This window comes from Stenotrophomonas sp. (genome assembly GCF_032099025.1).
GTDB lineage: Bacteria > Pseudomonadota > Gammaproteobacteria > Xanthomonadales > Xanthomonadaceae > Stenotrophomonas.
The window spans coordinates 1-18,638 of record NZ_DAMCID010000027.1; the positions used below are offsets into that span (position 1 = coordinate 1).

General features: G+C 65.7%; 18 protein-coding genes. 14 read left to right on the top strand and 4 right to left on the bottom strand.

Features of this window, described 5'->3' with window-relative positions:
- Positions 1-293: 293 nt before the first annotated feature.
- Positions 294-923: an OmpW family outer membrane protein gene (locus RT456_RS16065; RefSeq protein ID WP_313348044.1), complete on the bottom strand. Its 630-nt coding sequence runs from the start codon at positions 921-923 to the stop codon at positions 294-296.
- A 189-nt stretch (positions 924-1,112) separates the two neighbouring features.
- Here RT456_RS16065 and RT456_RS16070 point away from each other — a divergent pair, with 189 nt between their 5' ends.
- From RT456_RS16070 to lpdA, 4 genes are all read left to right on the top strand, one after another.
- Complete coding sequence (locus RT456_RS16070; RefSeq protein ID WP_313348045.1) at positions 1,113-1,637, top strand: DNA-deoxyinosine glycosylase; 525 nt, start codon at positions 1,113-1,115, stop codon at positions 1,635-1,637.
- Between the two features lie 212 nt (positions 1,638-1,849).
- Positions 1,850-3,253 carry a dihydrolipoyllysine-residue acetyltransferase gene (aceF, locus tag RT456_RS16075; RefSeq protein ID WP_313348046.1) on the top strand — a complete coding sequence of 468 codons (1,404 nt, stop codon included), beginning with the start codon at positions 1,850-1,852 and terminating at the stop codon, positions 3,251-3,253.
- A 14-nt stretch (positions 3,254-3,267) separates the two neighbouring features.
- Positions 3,268-3,921 (top strand): hypothetical protein, encoded by a 654-nt coding sequence (locus RT456_RS16080; RefSeq protein ID WP_313348047.1) that lies wholly within the window; start codon positions 3,268-3,270, stop codon positions 3,919-3,921.
- A 17-nt stretch (positions 3,922-3,938) separates the two neighbouring features.
- A complete protein-coding gene (gene lpdA, locus RT456_RS16085; protein ID WP_313348048.1) occupies positions 3,939-5,744 on the top strand; it encodes a dihydrolipoyl dehydrogenase in 1,806 nt (601 codons plus the stop codon).
- Between the two features lie 143 nt (positions 5,745-5,887).
- Here lpdA and RT456_RS16090 read toward each other — a convergent pair whose 3' ends face one another.
- The gene (locus RT456_RS16090; protein WP_313348049.1) at positions 5,888-6,703 is read right to left on the bottom strand and encodes a hypothetical protein; all 816 of its coding nucleotides are present in this window, start codon (positions 6,701-6,703) and stop codon (positions 5,888-5,890) included.
- 554 nt (positions 6,704-7,257) lie between these two features.
- On the opposite strand from RT456_RS16090, the gene RT456_RS16095 reads away from it, so the two are divergent.
- From RT456_RS16095 to glmU, 10 genes are all read left to right on the top strand, one after another.
- Positions 7,258-7,626 (top strand): ATP synthase subunit I, encoded by a 369-nt coding sequence (locus tag RT456_RS16095; protein WP_313348083.1) that lies wholly within the window; start codon positions 7,258-7,260, stop codon positions 7,624-7,626.
- Positions 7,627-7,662: 36 nt separating this feature from the next.
- Positions 7,663-8,457: a F0F1 ATP synthase subunit A gene (gene atpB, locus RT456_RS16100; protein WP_313348050.1), complete on the top strand. Its 795-nt coding sequence runs from the start codon at positions 7,663-7,665 to the stop codon at positions 8,455-8,457.
- A gap of 67 nt (positions 8,458-8,524) precedes the next feature.
- The gene (gene atpE / locus RT456_RS16105; protein ID WP_038686092.1) at positions 8,525-8,827 is read left to right on the top strand and encodes a F0F1 ATP synthase subunit C; all 303 of its coding nucleotides are present in this window, start codon (positions 8,525-8,527) and stop codon (positions 8,825-8,827) included.
- A gap of 111 nt (positions 8,828-8,938) precedes the next feature.
- The gene (locus RT456_RS16110; RefSeq protein WP_313348051.1) at positions 8,939-9,409 is read left to right on the top strand and encodes a F0F1 ATP synthase subunit B; all 471 of its coding nucleotides are present in this window, start codon (positions 8,939-8,941) and stop codon (positions 9,407-9,409) included.
- Between the two features lie 3 nt (positions 9,410-9,412).
- Positions 9,413-9,940: a F0F1 ATP synthase subunit delta gene (locus RT456_RS16115; protein ID WP_313348052.1), complete on the top strand. Its 528-nt coding sequence runs from the start codon at positions 9,413-9,415 to the stop codon at positions 9,938-9,940.
- Positions 9,941-9,984: 44 nt separating this feature from the next.
- A complete protein-coding gene (atpA, locus tag RT456_RS16120; protein WP_313348053.1) occupies positions 9,985-11,532 on the top strand; it encodes a F0F1 ATP synthase subunit alpha in 1,548 nt (515 codons plus the stop codon).
- A 78-nt stretch (positions 11,533-11,610) separates the two neighbouring features.
- Positions 11,611-12,474: a F0F1 ATP synthase subunit gamma gene (atpG, locus tag RT456_RS16125; RefSeq protein WP_123730109.1), complete on the top strand. Its 864-nt coding sequence runs from the start codon at positions 11,611-11,613 to the stop codon at positions 12,472-12,474.
- A gap of 38 nt (positions 12,475-12,512) precedes the next feature.
- Positions 12,513-13,919 carry a F0F1 ATP synthase subunit beta gene (atpD, locus tag RT456_RS16130; RefSeq protein ID WP_313348054.1) on the top strand — a complete coding sequence of 469 codons (1,407 nt, stop codon included), beginning with the start codon at positions 12,513-12,515 and terminating at the stop codon, positions 13,917-13,919.
- A gap of 2 nt (positions 13,920-13,921) precedes the next feature.
- Positions 13,922-14,344, top strand: coding sequence for a F0F1 ATP synthase subunit epsilon (locus tag RT456_RS16135; RefSeq protein WP_313348055.1), 423 nt, complete (start codon positions 13,922-13,924; stop codon positions 14,342-14,344).
- Positions 14,345-14,479: 135 nt separating this feature from the next.
- Positions 14,480-15,844, top strand: a complete 1,365-nt coding sequence (gene glmU / locus RT456_RS16140; RefSeq protein ID WP_313348056.1) for a bifunctional UDP-N-acetylglucosamine diphosphorylase/glucosamine-1-phosphate N-acetyltransferase GlmU — start codon at positions 14,480-14,482, stop codon at positions 15,842-15,844.
- A gap of 100 nt (positions 15,845-15,944) precedes the next feature.
- Here glmU and RT456_RS16145 read toward each other — a convergent pair whose 3' ends face one another.
- Together RT456_RS16145 and RT456_RS16150 are read right to left on the bottom strand one after the other, a co-directional pair.
- Positions 15,945-17,300: a HAMP domain-containing sensor histidine kinase gene (locus RT456_RS16145; protein ID WP_313348057.1), complete on the bottom strand. Its 1,356-nt coding sequence runs from the start codon at positions 17,298-17,300 to the stop codon at positions 15,945-15,947.
- The gene (locus tag RT456_RS16150; RefSeq protein ID WP_313348058.1) at positions 17,297-18,637 is read right to left on the bottom strand and encodes a sigma-54 dependent transcriptional regulator; all 1,341 of its coding nucleotides are present in this window, start codon (positions 18,635-18,637) and stop codon (positions 17,297-17,299) included. The genes RT456_RS16145 and RT456_RS16150 overlap by 4 nt, the downstream gene beginning before the upstream one ends.
- Position 18,638 lies beyond the last annotated feature (1 nt).

Below are 18,638 nucleotides of genomic sequence, written 5' to 3' on the forward strand. Positions count from 1 at the left end.
GGGACATTTGCATAGGGGCCTGCCGGCCGCGGCGGGGCCCTCAACGCTCGCGATGGATCTGATCGAAGACCGCGCCCCGGCTCCTACAGCCGTCGAACCGACACGCTCCCATCATCGCGAGACGAACCTCGTTGGGGCCTGCCGGCCGCGGCGGGGCCCTCAACGCTCGCGGCAGATCCGATCGAAAACCGTGCGCAAAGCTCCTACAGCCTTCAGCCGAAGAAGATAAAAAGGGGAGCAGAAACAACAACGGGCCCACAAGGGGCCCGTTGCAGAACGTCCGACAGCAGCGCTTAGAAGCGGGCGCCGATACCGAAGCCCACGGTCCACGGATCCAGCTTGGCCTTGTCGCCGGTGCTGTCGCCGTTGACGGTCAGCTCCGGACGCGAATGCATGTAACGGGCATCGGCGCGGGCGAACCAGGTGCTGTTGATGTTCATGTCCACGCCGACGGTGCCGATGGCGCCCTTGGCGGTTTCCAGCCCGATGTGGCCGACGTCGCTGGCCAGCTTCTCGTTGCTGAAGTTCGACTCGTAGTAACCGGCGCCGACGAACGGACGGAACACATTGTCGGCCTGGCCGAAGTGGTACTGGCCGCTCAGCGCGATCGGCTGCTGCTCGACGGTGCCCAGCGGGCCGTTGTTGCCGCGCACGCGGTGGTCGAACTTGTCGGCTGCGCCCCACAGTTCAACGGCCCAGTTGTCATTGATGTAGTAGCTGACGCTCAGGGTCGGAGCCGGGCCGCCGTCGACCTTGTCGATGCCCTCCAGCGCGTCGTTCTTCGGCTGCAGCAGCGCAACGCCGCCGACAACGGCAAAATGCTTGCCCGACGCGGTGTCGGTGCTGCTGTCCTGCGCGAAGGCGGCAGGTGCGAAGGCAAGTGCAGTCAGGGTAGCCAGGGTCAGGGTACGGATGGAGCGCATGGGGGAATCTCCTCAGGTCTTTTTTTGTTCTGGACCCCGTGCATCGGGGCGAGGCAAACGTAGTCCTCTCAACATGAATCGAATCCGACGCACGTTAAAAATTAGTTTGTTGCGTTCAGCGAGCAGCGCGAAATCGCCGTGGTGGCGCGCGATCATGCAACGCTCGACATTCACGCATCTGGAGGCGGTGTGACGGAATTGACCCGCTGTATCGGTCTTGCCGCGCAGGTTGCACCGGATTGCCGCGTGCTGGTGCTCGGCTCGATGCCCGGCGTTGCGTCGCTGCAGGCGGCGCAGTACTACGCGCATCCGCGCAATCGCTTCTGGCCGCTGATGGGCGCGTTGACCGGCATCGATGCGACCCTGCCGTATGCCGCGCGGCTGCACGCGGTGCAGGCGGCCGGTGTCGGCCTGTGGGATGTGATCGGTGCCTGTGAGCGCCGCGGCAGCCTGGATGCGGCGATCGTGCGCGGCAGCGAGGTCGCCAATGCGGTGCCTGCGCTGATCGAGCGGCTGCCGTCCGTGCGCGCGGTGGCCTGCAACGGGGGCACCGCGCACCGGGCCTTCCTGCGCTGGGTCCAACCGGCGCTGGGCGCACGGGGTCTGTCGCTGCCGGTGTGGTCACTGCCGTCGACCAGCCCGGCCAATGCGGCCTGGCCATTGCCGCGGCTGCAGGCCGCGTGGCAGCCGCTGGCCGATGTCCTGGGCGGCTGAGCCGATGGGCGCGGCAGGACAGCGAAGACAATACGGTACCGACTGGAACAGCCTGCGGCACCCGGGTGTACGCCCCGGATTGCACGCTACGCAGCCGCTGCAACAGGCTGTCCCGGGACAGATCGATTGAAAATTGCGCAAGCTGGTTGGCGCTGACGCCTCATGCCCCCACAATAGGCGATTCCCTACACCAGATTGCCGGAGTTATCCCCATGGCCGAAATCAAGGAAGCACTTGTCCCCGATATCGGTGACTACAGCGATATCCCGGTAATCGAGGTGCTTGTCGCCGTTGGTGATACCGTCAAGAAGGACCAGGGTCTGGTGACGCTGGAATCCGACAAGGCCACGATGGAAGTGCCGTCCTCGGTGGCTGGCGTGGTCAAGGAAATCAAGGTCAAGATCGGCGACAACCTCTCCGAGGGCAAGGTCGTGGCCCTGATCGAGGTCAGCGAAGGCGAGGCCAAACCGGCCGCCGCCGCCGCCCCGGCCCCGGCTGCCAAGGTCGACGCCGCCGAGACCGCCACCAAGGTGGAGCCGGTGGCTGCCCCCGCCGAGCCGGACCGCCTGGCCGCCCGTGAGATCGAGCAGGCCGCCGCCAAGCCGGCACAGCCGGCCCCGGCCGCTGCCGCGCCGTCTGCGGGCGCCCCGAGCAGCCCGCCGGTGCAGTTCAACGCGGACAGCGTGCTGCCGCAGAAGGTCCCGTACGCCTCCCCCGCGGTGCGTGTGTTCGCGCGCGAACTGGGCGTGGACCTCAACCAGCTGAGCGGCACCGAGAAGGGCGGCCGCATCACCAAGGGCGACGTGCAGAAGTTCGTCAAATCGGCCCTGACCGGCGGCGGCGCAGCCACCGGCGGCACCGTGGCGGCCGGGGGTGGTCTGAACCTGCTGGCATGGCCGAAGGTCGACTTCAGCAAGTTCGGTGAGATCGAGGTGCAGCCGCTGTCGCGCATCAAGAAGATCTCCGGCGCGAACCTGGCCCGCAACTGGGCGATGATCCCGCACGTCACCCAGTTCGAGCAGGCCGACATCACTGAACTGGAGGCCCTGCGCGTGGCCCTGAACAAGGAAAACGAGAAGGCCGGCATCAAGCTCACCATGCTCGCGTTCCTGGTCAAGGCCAGCGCCGCGGCGCTGAAGAAGTTCCCCGAGTTCAACGCCTCGCTGGATGCCAGCGGCGAGAACCTGACCCTGAAGAAGTACTTCAACATCGGCTTCGCGGCCGATACGCCGAGCGGCCTGGTCGTGCCGGTGATCCGCGACGTCGACAAGAAGGGCGTGGTGCAGATCGCGCAGGAATCCGGCGAACTGGCCAAGAAGGCCCGCGACGGCAAGCTCGGCCCGGCCGACATGAGCGGCGGCTGCTTCTCGATCAGCTCGCTGGGCGGCATCGGCGGCACCGCGTTCACCCCGATCGTCAATGCGCCGGAAGTGGCCATCCTGGGAGTGTCCAAGTCCTCGATCCAGCCGGTCTGGAACGGCAAGGAATTCGCTCCGAAGCTGATGCTGCCGCTGTCGCTGAGCTACGACCACCGCGTCATCGATGGTGCGCTGGCCGCCCGCTTCACCACGTACCTGTCGCAGGTGCTGGCCGACATGCGGCGCGTGCTGCTGTGAGGCAGCCGCGGGCAATGCGGCCGGGCGTGGCCCGGCTCTGCGTGGTTGCCCTGATGGGGTGGGTCGTTGCGCCCGGCGCATCGGCCGCGTGCACGACCGATCTCGGCCGCGGCTGGCCGCCGGCGGTAGGCAACTACGGCCAGGCCGTGGAAACCCTGTTCGAGGGCAAGGCACAGCCGGCGCTGTCGCTGGTGGTCCTGCCCACGGGCGGGGTCGAAACCGGCGTGGCATTGCTGCCCGGCACCCAGGACCAGGAATGGACGCTGCGCTACAGCAAGGCCGACAAGCGCGTGTACAACTGGAACAACAGTGCCCGCAGCGGGGGTCTTGAGCTGCGCGTGGACCAGGAGCCGGACCAGTACCAGGTGGCCATTCCGGCCGCGCTGGCACAGCGCCTGATGCGCAACTGGCGTGCCGCGCTCGATTCGGCGGTACCGGCCGAGCGCAAGGCGCCGGTCGGCGACGGTGAAGTGGTGTCCTTCCTGGTGGACGGCGAGCGGTATAGCGGTCCGCGCTGGGAGTGCGGCGCCGGCAAGCTGATGATGAAACAGGTGGCGCTGCTGATCGAAGCCAGCGACACCAAGGAAAAGAAGCTCGACCGTCGCTGGAAGGATCTGGACGAGTCGCTCGACGAACTGCAGCAACTGCTCGCCGGCACCGCCGGCTGAGCACCAGGAGAACACGAATGGCCGCTATTGAAATCAAGGTTCCCGACATCGGCGATTACAGCGGTGTCCCGGTGATCGAACTGCTGGTTGCCGTGGGTGACACGGTGAAGAAGGACCAGGGCCTGGTCACGCTGGAATCGGACAAGGCAACCCTGGAAGTGCCGTCCTCGGCCGCCGGTGTGGTCAAGGAAATCAAGGTCAAGCTCGGCGACAACCTCTCCGAGGGCGACGTGGTGCTGCTGCTGGAGGCCGAAGGCGAGGCCGCCGCGCCCGCTGCTCCGGCCGCCGCGCCGAAGGCGGATGCCCCGGCCAGCAAGCCGCCGGTGACCCCGTCGCACCGCGCCCCGGCCGAACCGGCCGCGCCGCAGCCGGCGCTGTCCTCCGGCAAGCCGGCCGATATCGAGTGCGCCATGGTGGTGCTGGGTGCGGGTCCGGGCGGCTACACCGCCGCGTTCCGCTCGGCCGACCTGGGCGTGGACACCGTGCTGATCGAGCGCTACGCCAGCCTCGGCGGCGTCTGCCTCAACGTGGGCTGCATTCCGTCCAAGGCGCTGCTGCACGCGGCGGCGGTGATCGACGAAGTAGCCCATGCCGGTGAGTTCGGCGTGGACTTCGGTGCGCCGAAGATCACCCTGGACAAGCTGCGCGGCTACAAGGAAAAAGTGGTCACCCAGCTGACCAAGGGCCTGTCCGGCATGGCCAAGCAGCGCAAGGTGCGCACCGTGCAGGGCGTGGCGACGTTCGTCTCGGCCAACGAGCTGGAGATCGTCGGCGACGACGGCAAGACCCAGCTGCTGCGCTTCGAGAAGTGCATCATCGCGGCCGGTTCGCAGGCGGTGAAGCTGCCGAACTTCCCGTGGGACGACAAGCGCGTGATGGATTCCACCGATGCGCTGGAGCTGGCCGACGTGCCGGGTTCGCTGCTGGTAGTGGGTGGCGGCATCATCGGCCTGGAAATGGCGACGGTGTATGCGGCGCTGGGCAGCAAGGTCACGGTGGTCGAGTTCATGGACCAGCTGATGCCGGGCGCCGACAAGGACCTGGTCAAGCCGCTGGCCGACCGCCTGAAGAAGCAGGGCGTCGAGGTCCACCTGAAGACCAAGGCCTCCGGCGTGAGTGCGGACAAGAAGGGCATCACGGTGACCTTCGACGCCGCCGCCGAAGGCGAGAAGCCGGGCCTGGAGCAGGGCACCTTCGACCGCGTCCTGGTTGCCGTGGGCCGTTCGCCGAACGGGAAGAAGATCGGCGCCGAGAAGGCCGGCGTGGGTGTCACCGAGCGTGGCTTCATCCCGGTGGACCGTCAGATGCGCACCAACGTGCCGCACATCTTCGCCATCGGCGACATCGTCGGCAACCCGATGCTGGCCCACAAGGCTACGCATGAGGGCAAGCTGGCCGCGGAAGTGGCCTCGGGCGAGAAGAAGGAGTGGGTGGCGCGGGTGATTCCGTCGGTGGCCTACACCAACCCGGAAATCGCGTGGGTCGGCGTGACCGAGACTGAAGCCAAGGCGCAGGGCCTGAAGGTCGGCGTCGCCAAGTTCCCGTGGGCCGCCAGCGGTCGCGCGATCGGCATCGGTCGTACCGAAGGCTTCACCAAGCTGATCTTCGACGAGGAAACCCACCGCATCATCGGCGGCGCGATCGTCGGCGTGCACGCCGGCGACCTGCTGGCCGAGATCGGCCTGGCGATCGAGATGGGCGCGGAAGCCGAGGACATCGGCCACACCATCCACGCCCACCCGACGCTGAGCGAATCGGTGGCGATGGCCGCGGAGATCTACGACGGCACCATCACCGATCTGTACATCCCGAAAAAGAAATAAAAAGAAACCCGGCGAACGCCGGGTTTCTTCATCTCGGTAGAGCGGACTGGTAGAGCGGACTGTTAGTCCGCTGCTCCATCAACAAAAAACCCGGCTTTCGCCGGGTTTTTCGTGCGGTAACACAACCAACCAACGCGGTTGGATCAGAACGAAACGCTGATGCCGGCCACCGGGCCCTTGAACTCCTGCTTCAGGCCGATGGTGCCATCGCTGCCGGTCTGGTCCACGTCCAGCTTGAACCAGTCGTAGCCGGCGAAGATGCCGAAGTTGTCGGTGAAGCGGTAGTCGACGATGACGTTGGCGCGGCTCAGGTCGCCGTCGTAGTCGTCGAAGTTGCCCCACTTGGTGTTGAGGTACTGGCCCTGCGCGGTGATCATCCACTTCTCGGACGGGGTCACGGTGAAGCGTGCGCCCACCACCGGCGCAACGCCGTCGGCCTTCTCGTCCAGGAACGTCCCTTCATACACGGTACCCAGGTCGGCGTAGGCCTTGGTGCTGACCTTCGCGTATTCGGCACCCAGCTGCAGGCCGAGGTCGAACTTCTCGGTGTCCACCACCGAGTAGTCGTACACCAGGCTGGCCACCTGGTACTTCAGCTCACCCTTCACGAAGCTGCCGGCCGGCACGGTCTCGCCGCCGAAGCTGATGCCGTCGTTGAGCGTCTCGCGGCGATCCTTGTCGTACTTGAAGTAGTTGAACAGCAGGCGCTGGCGGTCGCTGATGCGGAACAGGCCGTCGATGCGCGGCTCCCACTCCTTGCCGCCCAGGCCAAAATCTTCAGAGAAGCCAACATCCTGGCCCAGCACCGTGGTGTTGCCGCGGATGGTGTTGTCCGAGTCGATGTTCATCGCGCCCAGGCGCAGCGCGAAGCGGTCATCACCCTCGGCCGCGCTCGCGGTGGTGGCGTGGGTGAGGGCGGCCATGGCCAGCGGCAGGGCGAGCAGGGGAAGCAGGCGCATCGTGTGGGTGTCCTTGCGGTGATGTCTGAATAAGTGGAAGCACTCTGCCCACCGCGGCGTCCACCATTCGTGAACGTATGGTGGACGGCATGTGTACCGTTCATGCAGCGCCGGTGCCCGTCCAGGCCCACCGATGGCCGGTTTTCGCCGCGATTCCGTTGCGGCAGGCGCGCCCGGGGATGCGCACGGGCGGGATGAAGACGGTAGAGTGCCGGGGCCGGGAAAAAGAGCGGCCCCGGAGAGAGTTCGGGGCCACCCGGTACCAGCCTGCTTCAGGGGCGTCGACGAGGATTGAACGACAGGCCGATCAGTGAGACCCGTCGGTGCGACCAAAGTTCAATATGCTGCGGCGCGACATGAATTGGGGGTTGCTTCCATGGGCCTGGACCGCCCTGCCGGGCCAAAATCTTTGGCGATGCAGCAACTTGCGTCATCCGGGATGAACAGGGGGCGGTTGTCTCGCAAATTGTCCCGTTGCTATAATTCGGGGGCTCGACGAGGCAATAGTGTTTGCGGCCTCGGCCCTTCTTTCCATCAACATGCAGGACAATCGTGTGCTGAACTCCGTTGAAGCGGGTCGGCGACTGATGCTGCGCGCCGCGGTCTACCCGCTGGTCGCAGTGGCTGTCCTGGCCGTGGTCCTCCTGCTGCTGGCAGGCCCGAAGGCCGCCCTCGGGGCGTTGGCCTCCGGCGTGGCGGTTACGGCGGGGGGCTGGTTCGTTGCACGGATGGGGCTGGACGGACGCGTGCGCCCGGCCGGCTCGGCCCTGCTGAGGCTGGTGCTCGGCATGGCGGCAAAACTGGCACTGCTTGTTGTCGTGCTGGTGGTGAGCATCCTGGTCTTCAAGCTGCCTGGACTGGCGCTGCTGGCCGGAATCATCATCGGACTGACCTTTCAGGCCCTGGCACTGGCCAGGCACTGATCCCCATTCATTTTTAAACTCTAAGGTTCCGGACACATGGCAGGCGAGGCGCTTACACCCACCTCCTACATCCAACATCACCTGCACAACCTGACCTTCCATATGCAGGAAGGTGGGTTCTGGGCGATTCACGTCGACACCATTGTGACTTCGGTCCTGATGGGTTTGTTGATGGTGTTTGGCTTCTGGATGGCAACCCGCAAGGCCACGGCCGGCGTGCCGGGCAAGTGGCAGGCGTTCGTGGAGATCTGCCTGGAGTTCGTTGACCGCCAGGCCAAGGACACCTACCACGGCACCAGCAAGCTGGTGACCCCGATCGCCATCACGATCTTCTTCTGGATCCTCCTGATGAACCTCATCAAGATGATCCCGGCCGATTTCATCGCCCTTCCGCTGGAAGCGCTTGGCATTCCGTACTGGAAGCCGGTCCCGACCGCCGACGTCAATGCCACGCTGGGCATGTCGATCAGCGTGTTCTTCCTGATGCTGTTCTTCGCGCTGCGTGCCAAGGGCCTGGGTGGCTTCACCAAGGAATTCCTGACCGCACCGTTCGGCAAGTGGATGCTGCCGTTCAACCTGATCCTCAACATCGTCGAGTGGCTCAGCAAGCCGATCTCGCTGGCGATGCGACTGTTCGGCAACATGTTCGGCGGCGAAATCGTCTTCCTGCTGATCTGGGTGCTGGGCAGCGCGGGTATTGCCGGCGCCATCGCAGGCGGTGCATTCGGCCTGGGCTGGATGCTGTTCCATCTGCTGGTGATTCCGCTGCAGGCCTTCATCTTCATGATGTTGTCCATCGTGTACCTGAGCCTGTCGGAAGACGCTCACTGAGTTTTCGCTTCACCCTTCATCCGTTTGTTTCTAAACCCTTAGCTATTCAAAGTTCCAGGAGAAAACCATGTACCTCGCCGTCCTGACCAACCTCGCCCAAGTCCAGAGCTCCACCGTCCTCGCCGTCGGCATCATGATCGGCCTGGCCGCGCTGGGTGCCGGTCTTGGTCTGGCCATCATGTCCGGTAAGTTCCTGGAATCGGCTGCCCGCCAGCCGGAACTGATTCCGGTCCTGCAGGTCCGCATGTTCATCACCGCCGGCCTGATCGACGCCGCGTTCATCATCTCGGTCGCCGTTGGCCTGCTGCTGGCCTTCGCCAACCCGACGATCGGCGAGTTCGTTGCACGCCTGCCGGCAGTTGCTGGCTGATCCAGCAACAGCGAAACGATCAGGCGCCTTGTGCGCCTGGTCGCGGATGAAGGATCGGATGCGCCGCTTCGGCGGCCCATCCACCCCGTCACCCCCGATTGAGCGAACCCCATGGATATCGGTTTTACCCTCGTTGCCCAGGCACTGGCTTTTGCCGGTCTGATCTGGATCATCGCGACCAAGATCTGGCCGCCGTTGATGAATGCCATCGAAGAGCGCCAGCAGAAGATCGCTGAAGGCCTCGCCGCTGCCGACCGCAGCCAGAAGGATCTGGCCCAGGCGCAGGAAAAGGTCAACGAAGCACTGAAGGATGCACGCGGCAAGGCCAACGAGATCATCGACCAGGCCCACGCGCGCGCCAATCAGATCGTTGAAGCCGCCAAGAATGAAGCCATCGCCGAAGCGACCCGCCAGAAAGATCTGGCCCACGCTGAAATCGAGGCTGCCGCCAACCGTGCCCGCGAAGAGCTGCGCAAGCAGGTATCCGTGCTGGCCGTGAGCGGTGCCGAAAAGCTGCTCAAGCGCGAAATCGACGCCAACGCCCACAAGGCGCTGCTCGACGAGCTGGCCTCGGAGATCTGATCGATGAGCCAGGCCCTCACGCTTGCACGCCCGTATGCCCGCGCCGCGTTCGCGACCGCGCGCGACGAAGGCACGTTCGCGCCGTGGTCGGACGCGCTTGCGTTCTCCGCCCACGTAGCCGCCGATCCGCGCGTGTCGGCCCTGCTGTCGAACCCGGAGCTGGACCGCGCCGATGCCGTCGCGTTGCTGGTGCCGGAATCGTCCAGCGAGGCCTTCGGTCGCTTCCTGGCCATCCTGGCCGAAGCACACCGTCTGCCGCTGCTGCCGGAAATCGCAGGCATGTATGACCAGCTGCGCGCTGAAGCCGAACACGTGGTCAAGGCCACGGTGACCTCGGCCGCCGAGCTGTCCACCGCTGAACTGGACGCCATCAAGGCCGCGCTGCGCAAGCGCTTCGGCCAAGAGGTCGACGTCACCACCGCGATCGATGCTTCGCTGATCGGCGGTGCGGTGATCGACGCTGGCGACGTGGTGATCGATGGCTCGCTCAAGGGCAAGCTGTCGCGCCTGCAGACCGCGCTCGCTAACTGAATTCATTTAACGTCCGGCGTGACCGCCGGCACTAGGACTTGACGATGGCAACCACGCTCAACCCCTCCGAAATCAGCGAACTGATCAAGAACCGCATCGAGAAGGTCAAGCTGGCCGCGGAATCGCGCAACGAAGGCACCGTGACCAGCGTGTCCGACGGCATCGTGCGCATCTTCGGTCTGGCCGACGTGATGCAGGGCGAAATGATCGAACTGCCGAACAACACCTTCGCCCTGGCCCTGAACCTGGAGCGCGACTCGGTCGGCGCCGTGGTCCTGGGTGACTACCAGCAGCTGCGCGAAGGCGATGTCGCCAAGACCACCGGCCGCATCCTCGAAGTGCCGGTCGGTCCGGAAATGCTGGGTCGCGTGGTCAACGCGCTCGGCGAGCCGATCGACGGCAAGGGCCCGATCGCCGCGCAGGCCACCGCACCGGTGGAGCGTGTTGCCCCGGGCGTGATCTGGCGCAAGTCGGTCGACCAGCCGGTGCAGACCGGTTACAAGTCCGTCGACTCGATGATCCCGATCGGCCGCGGCCAGCGCGAGCTGGTCATCGGTGACCGCCAGACCGGCAAGACCGCCCTGGCCATCGATGCGGTGATCAACCAGAAGAGCACCGGCATCAAGTGCGTGTACGTCGCGATCGGCCAGAAGGCCTCGACCGTGGCCAACATCGTGCGCAAGCTGGAAGAGAACGGCGCCCTGGCCCACACCGTGGTGGTCGCTGCGACCGCGTCCGAATCGGCCGCGATGCAGTACATCAGCGCCTACTCGGGCTGCACCATGGGTGAGTACTTCATGGACCGCGGCGAAGACGCCCTGATCGTGTACGACGATCTGTCCAAGCAGGCCGTGGCCTACCGCCAGATCTCGCTGCTGCTGAAGCGTCCGCCGGGCCGTGAAGCCTACCCGGGTGACGTGTTCTACCTGCACTCCCGCCTGCTCGAGCGCGCAGCCCGCGTCTCGGAAGAGTATGTGGAGAAGTTCACCAACGGTGCCGTCAAGGGCAAGACCGGCTCGCTCACCGCGCTGCCGATCATCGAAACCCAGGCCGGTGACGTCTCGGCGTTCGTGCCGACCAACGTGATCTCGATCACCGACGGCCAGATCTTCCTGGAAACCGATCTGTTCAACTCCGGCATCCGCCCGGCCGTGAACGCCGGTATCTCGGTGTCGCGCGTCGGTGGTGCAGCCCAGACCAAGATCATCAAGAAGCTGTCGGGCGGCATCCGCATCTCGCTGGCCCAGTACCGTGAGCTGGCGGCGTTCGCGCAGTTCGCTTCCGACCTGGACGAAGCCACCCGCAAGCAGCTCGAGCGCGGTCAGCGCGTCACCGAGCTGATGAAGCAGAAGCAGTACGCCCCGATGTCGATCGCCAACCAGGCGCTGACCATCTACGCCGTCAACGAGGGTTACCTCGACGACGTGCCGGTCAACAAGCTGCTGGCGCTGGAAGAGGGCCTGCACGCGCACTTCGCCAACACCCAGGGCGAGCTGATCAACAAGATCAACGCCACCGGCGGTTGGGACAACGACATCGAAGCGGCCTTCAAGCAGGGCATCGCCGAGTTCAAGACCACCGGCAGCTGGTAAGGCGCATGTGTGGCGGGGCCTTGCCCTGCCACACCGTTGAATGCAGCGGGGCAGAGCCCCGCTCTACGGGAATCAAAGATGGCTAGCGGACGCGAAATCAAAACCAAGATCAAGAGCGTGCAGAACACCCGCAAGGTGACCCGCGCGCTCGAAATGGTCTCGGCCTCCAAAATCCGCAAGGCGCAGGAGCGGATGAAGACGTCGCGTCCGTATGCGCAGGCGATGAAGCAGGTGATCGGTCACCTGGCCCAGGCCAGCACCGATTACCAGCATCCGTTCCTGGTCCAGCGTGACGAGGTCAAGCGCGTCGGTTACATCGTGATCTCGTCCGATCGCGGTCTGGCCGGCGGCCTGAACAACAACCTGTTCCGCAAGATGCTGGGCGAAGTCCGCCAGTACCAGGAAAAGGGTGCCGAGATCGATGTGGTGACGGTGGGCCAGAAGGCCTCCACCTTCTTCCGCCGGGTCAAGGTCAACATGGTGGGCAGCGTCACCCACATGGGCGATGTTCCGCACCTGGAACAGCTGATCGGTGTGATCAAGGTGATGCTGGATGCGTTCACCGAAGGCAAGGTCGACCGCGTGTACCTGGTCTACAACCGCTTCATCAACACGATGACGCAGAAGGCCAGCTTCGACCAGCTGCTGCCGTTGCCGGCCGCCGAGAAGCAGGTCGCGCATCACGACTGGGACTACCTGTACGAACCCGACGCCGCGACCGTGCTCGAGCACGTGATGACGCGTTACGTCGAGTCGCTGGTGTACCAGGCGGTTCTGGAAAACGTCGCCTCCGAACATGCGGCACGCATGGTGGCGATGAAGTCGGCCAGCGACAACGCGAACAAGCTGATCGGAACCCTGCAGCTCGTCTACAACAAGGCGCGCCAGGCAGCGATCACCCAGGAAATTTCGGAAATCGTCGGCGGCGCGGCAGCAGTCTGACCGCGTTCGTTCAAAGCACACATTTAGAGGATGCAGCAATGAGTCAGGGCAAGATCGTTCAGATCATCGGCGCCGTCGTCGACGTCGAGTTCCCGCGTGAATCGGTGCCGAAGGTGTACCACGCGCTGAAGGTGGACAACACCGAAATCACGCTCGAAGTGCAGCAGCAGCTCGGTGACGGCGTGGTCCGCTGCATCGCGCTGGGCTCCACCGACGGCCTGAAGCGCAACCTGGTGGCCACCAACACCGAACGCGCCATCTCGGTGCCGGTCGGTGCAGGCACCTTGGGCCGCATCATGGACGTGCTGGGCCGTCCGATCGACGAAGCCGGTCCGGTGACCGCCAGCGACACGTGGGAAATCCACCGTGGCGCCCCGTCGTACGAAGACCAGTCCCCGGCCACCGAACTGCTGGAAACCGGCATCAAGGTCATCGACCTGATGTGCCCGTTCGCCAAGGGCGGCAAGGTCGGCCTGTTCGGCGGCGCCGGCGTCGGCAAGACCGTCAACATGATGGAACTGATCAACAACATCGCCAAGGCGCACAGCGGCCTGTCCGTGTTCGCCGGCGTGGGTGAGCGTACCCGTGAGGGCAACGACTTCTACCACGAGATGAAGGACTCCAACGTCCTGGACAAGGTCGCGATGGTGTACGGCCAGATGAACGAGCCGCCGGGCAACCGCCTGCGCGTCGCGCTGACCGGCCTGACCATGGCCGAATACTTCCGCGACGAGAAGGACGAGAACGGCAAGGGCAAGGACGTGCTGCTGTTCGTCGACAACATCTACCGTTACACCCTGGCCGGTACCGAAGTGTCGGCACTGCTGGGTCGCATGCCGTCCGCGGTGGGCTACCAGCCGACCCTGGCCGAGGAAATGGGCGTCCTGCAGGAGCGCATCACCTCGACCAAGAACGGCTCGATCACCTCGATCCAGGCCGTCTACGTGCCTGCCGATGACTTGACCGATCCGTCGCCGGCGACCACCTTCGCCCACCTGGATTCGACCGTGACCCTGTCGCGTTCGATCGCCTCGCTGGGTATCTACCCGGCGGTGGATCCGCTGGATTCGACCAGCCGCCAGATGGACCCGCTGGTCATCGGCCACGAGCATTACGACACCGCCCAGCGTGTCCAGCAGACCCTGCAGAAGTACAAGGAACTGAAGGACATCATCGCCATCCTGGGCATGGACGAACTGTCCGAAGAAGACAAGCAGGCCGTGACCCGCGCCCGCAAGATCGAGCGTTTCTTCAGCCAGCCGTTCCACGTGGCCGAAGTGTTCACCGGCTCGCCGGGCAAGTACGTGTCGCTGAAGGACACCATCCGTGGCTTCAAGGCCATCGTCGATGGCGAGTACGACCACCTGCCGGAGCAGGCGTTCTACATGGTCGGCAGCATCGAAGAAGCGGTCGAGAAGGCCAAGAAGATGGCTGAGAAGGCCTGATCATGAGCACCATCCGTTGCGACATCGTCAGCGCCGAGCAGGAAATCTTCCGTGGTGAAGCGACTCTGGTCGTGGCCACGGGTGAGCTTGGCGAACTGGGCATCGCGCCCAAGCATGCCCCGCTGATCACCCGGCTCAAGCCGGGCAAGGTGGTGGTCACCCTGCAGACGGGCGAGCAGCTGGACTTCGCCATCTCCGGCGGCATCCTCGAGGTGCAGCCGCAGGTCGTGACCGTGCTGGCCGACACTGCCATCCGCGCGCAGGACATCGACGAAGCCTCGGTCCGCAAGGCCAAGGAAGAAGCCGAGCGCATCCTCGCCAACCGCGGTGAGGCGATGGAAGTGGCCGAGGCCCAGCAGAAGCTGGCCGAGGCAGTGGTGCAGCTGCAGGCGCTGGAGCGCCTGCGCAAGACCCTCAAGCACTGAGGGGAGCGCCCGTAACAACCGACGACGCCGGCCCAGTGCCGGCGTTGTTGTTTCCGGCCGGTGCCGTGCATTGGCAGCACGTTGACCGCGCGCGTCATAGAATCGCAGCCACACCCGTCGATCACGCCTCTGTCCATGACCCAAGCCCTGCACGTCATCATCCTCGCCGCCGGCGCTGGCAAGCGCATGAAGTCCGCCCTGCCCAAGGTGCTGCAGCCGATCGCCGGGCGGCCGATGCTCGCGCATGTGATCGACACCGCGCGCCAGCTCCAGCCCGACGCGATCCATGTGGTGTACGGCCACGGTGGCGAGGCGGTGCGCACGGCGTTCGCCGACCAGCCGGACCTGCAGTGGGCCGAACAGAGCCAGCAGCTGGGCACCGGCCACGCGGTACAGCAGGCCATGCCGCAGGTGCCCGAAGCCGCCACCGTGCTGGTGCTGTACGGCGACGTGCCGCTGATCCGCGCCGACACGCTGCGCCACCTGCTGTCCCAGCAGGGTCGGCTGGCGGTGCTGGTGGCCGACATGCTCAACCCGACCGGCTACGGCCGCATCGTGCGCAATGCCGAAGGCAAGGTCGCCGCCATCGTCGAGCAGAAGGATGCGAGCGATGAGCAGCTGGCCATCCGCACCATCAACACCGGCATCATCACCGCCGAGTCGACCGCGCTGCGTACGTGGCTGTCGCAGCTGTCCAACAGCAATGCGCAGGGCGAGTACTACCTGACCGACGTGTTCGCGTCGGCCGCGGCGGACTACACCCCGGCCGACATGGCCTTCGTGGAGGACGCCCAGGAGGCGGAAGGGGCCAACGATCCCTGGCAGCTCTCGCAGCTGGAGCGGGCCTGGCAGCTGCGCGAAGTGCGCGCGCTGTGCGCGCAGGGCGCACGCGTGATCGATCCGGCGCGGCTGGATATCCGGGGCACGGTCACGGTGGGGCGCGACGTGCAGATCGACGTCAACGTGATCCTCGAAGGCAGGGTCGAACTGGGCGACGGAGTCAGCATCGGGCCGTTCACCCGGCTCAAGGACGTCACGCTGGCCGCCGGTACCGTGGTCAAGCCGCACTGCGACCTGGAAGGCGTGGTCAGCGACGGCGCGGCCGACATCGGCCCGTTCTCGCGCCTGCGTCCGGGCACGGTGCTGGCGGAGGGCTCGCACGTGGGCAACTTCGTGGAGACCAAGAAGGTGCGCCTGGGCGCCGGCAGCAAGGCCAACCACCTCACCTACCTGGGCGACGCGGTGATCGGCAGCAAGGTCAACATCGGCGCGGGCACCATCACCTGCAACTACGACGGGGTGAACAAGTCGCAGACCACCATCGGCGACAACGCGTTCATCGGCTCCAACAGCTCGCTGGTGGCCCCGCTGACGATCGGTGAAGGCGCCACCATCGCGGCCGGGTCGGTGATCACGCGCACCGCGCCGGAAGGCAAGTTGACCCTGGCGCGTGTGCGCCAGGAGACCATCGACGGCTGGAAGCGCCCGGTAAAACGATAACGGGTGACGACCAACGGTCGGCATCTGCCGCCGTGGCAGGTACCCACGGTTGGTGGGTACGCCGCGCAATCGGCAGGCACCCACCGTTGGCGGGTACGCATCACGCCGGCAGGAAAATGGCCACGCACAACCCGCCCTCGCGGCGGTTCTGCAGCGACACGCGGCCCCCGTGCGCCTCCACGATTTCGCGGGTCAACGCCAGGCCCAGCCCGGTGCCGTTGCGCTTGGTGGAATAGAACGGCATCAACGCATTCTGCAGCACCGCCTCGTTCATGCCCTTGCCACGATCCAGCACCTCCACCCGCAGCCACTGCGGCAGGCGGGTCAGGCGCAGCTCGACGTCCTCGTTGGGCGGGTCGGCGTCGGCGCACGCCTCATGCGCGTTCTTGAGCAGGTTCAACAGCGCCTGGCCGAGCTGGGCAATATCCACGCGCCCGTACAGGTCGTCAGGGATGTCGGCCATGCGGAACGGAATCTGCAACTGCAGGCCGCCCAGGAACTGCCGCCACTGCACGTTCTGCAACTGCGGCTGCGGCAGCTTGGCGAAGCGCGCATAGCCACGGATGAAGCCTTCCAGGTGGCGCGCGCGCTCCTCGATGGTGGCGAAGACTTCCTCGAGGCGTTCGGTCTTGTCGCGCCTCACCAGCTCGCCACCGGAATGCGCCAGCGAGGCGATCGGGGCCAGCGAGTTGTTCAGTTCGTGGCTGATCACCCGGATCACCTTCTTCCAGGTCTGCACTTCCTGGCGGCGCAGCTCGGCGGTGAGCAGGCGGATCAGCAGCAGGTCATGCGGACGGCCATTGAGGTGGAAGTTGCGCCGAGACAGGTGGTACACCTGCTCGTCGTCGTCATCACCATCCTCGGCTTCATCGCCCGGGCCGCGTACCGCGAACAGGCTGTCGCCGCCGCGTTCGATGGCGTCGCGCAGCTCCACCGGCATGGTCTCCAGCACGTTCTGCATGGGCTGGCCTTCCAGCTTCCAGCCGTTGTGCAGCAGCTTGCGCGCGGCCAGGTTGGAGAACACCACGCGCTGGATGCCATCGCCGCCATTGGCCAGCAGCAGCATCGATACCGGCGTGTTCTGCACCATGGTGTCGAGCAGCAGCTCGCGCTGGACCAGGCCTTGGCGCTGTTCACGCAATACGTCGCCCAGCTCGCGGTGCGCCTTGACCAGGTCGCCCAGTTCGTCGTTGCCCGGCCAGTACACGCTGAAGTTGTATTCGCCGTCGCGGTAGCTGCTGGTGGTGCCCGACAGCGCACGCAGCAGCGAACGCACCGGCGCCGTGGCGCGGCGCAGGGTCCACCACATCAGCAGCAGCAGACCCACGCTGGAGACCAGCGTCACCAGCCAGCCATGGTCCAGCCAGAAGGCCAGCAGCCACGGTCCGGCCGCCGCCAGTGCCAGCACCGGCAGCAGGCGCACGAACAGGCGGAAGGTGAACGAGGTGCGCTTCATTCGCGCGGAATGCCGTAACGGTCCATGCGGCGGTACAGCGCCTGGCGACTGAGGCCCAGTTCCGCCGCCGCCTGGGCAATGATGCCGTGGCTGTGCGACAACGCCGATTCGATGCGGCTGCGGTCCGGATCGACGCCAGGCGTGGCCACGCGCGGGGTCGCTGCGCGCGGCAGGTTCAGGTCGCTGGCCTCGATGCGTGCGCCCTGTGCGAGCAGGCCGGCGCGCTGGATCACGTTGCGCAGTTCGCGCACGTTGCCCGGCCAGCTGTGTCGCTGCAGCGCGGTGGCAGCGGCGTTCGACAAGGGCTTGCCGTCGCCGAGAAAACGTTCGGCCAGCGGCAGGATGTCGCCGGGCCGCTCGGCCAGCGGCGGCAGCGCCAGCTCCACCGTATTGAGACGGTAATACAGGTCCTCGCGGAACAGGCCATCGCGGATCATCGCCGGCAGGTCGGCATTGGTCGCGCTGATCACGCGCACCTTGACCTGGCGTTCGCGGTTGGAGCCCAGGCGTTCGAAGCGCCCGGTCTCGAGCACGCGCAGCAGCTTCATCTGGCCGCCCAGCGACAGGTTGCCGATTTCGTCCAGGAACAGCGTGCCGCCGTCGGCCGCCTCGAACTTGCCTTCGCGTGCCTTGTTGGCGCCGGTGTACGCGCCGGCTTCACTGCCGAACAACTCGGCCTCGATCAGCTCGGCAGGAATGGCACCACAGTTGAGCGCGACGAATGCGCCCCTGGCGACCAGCGAATTGGCCTGGATGATCTCGGCGATCTTCTCCTTGCCGGCACCGTTGGGTCCGGTGATGAGCACCGGCAGTTCGGAGCGCGCCACCTGGCAGGCCAGATTCACCACGCGCTCGCTGGCCGGGTCGGCCACCACCGCACCGCGCAGGTCGTAGCGTGCTTCCAGTGCGGTGCGGTCGCGCTGCTCGCGGTCCCGGCGGCGGTCCAGCTCGCGACGGGTCTCGGACAGCTCCAGCAGGTTGTTCACCGTGGTCAGCAGCTTGCGGTCGTCCCAGGGCTTGGCCAGGTAATCGGCCGCACCCGCCTTGACCAGGTCCACCGCACTGCTCAGGTGCGTCCAGGCGGTGAGCAGGATCACCGGCAGGTCGGGGTGGCGGGCGCGGATCTGCTGGAACAGCGCCTCGCCCTCTTCGCCGGAGGTGGTGTCCTCGGTGAAGTTCATGTCCTGGATGACCAGGTCGATGGGCTGCTCCGCAAGCAGGGCCAGGCCGGCCTCCGGCGACAGCGCGTGCACGGCCTCGATGTCGTGCAGCGAGAACAGCACTTCCAGCGCGGTACCTACGCTGGCGTTGTCGTCAATGATCAGGATCGAAGGCATG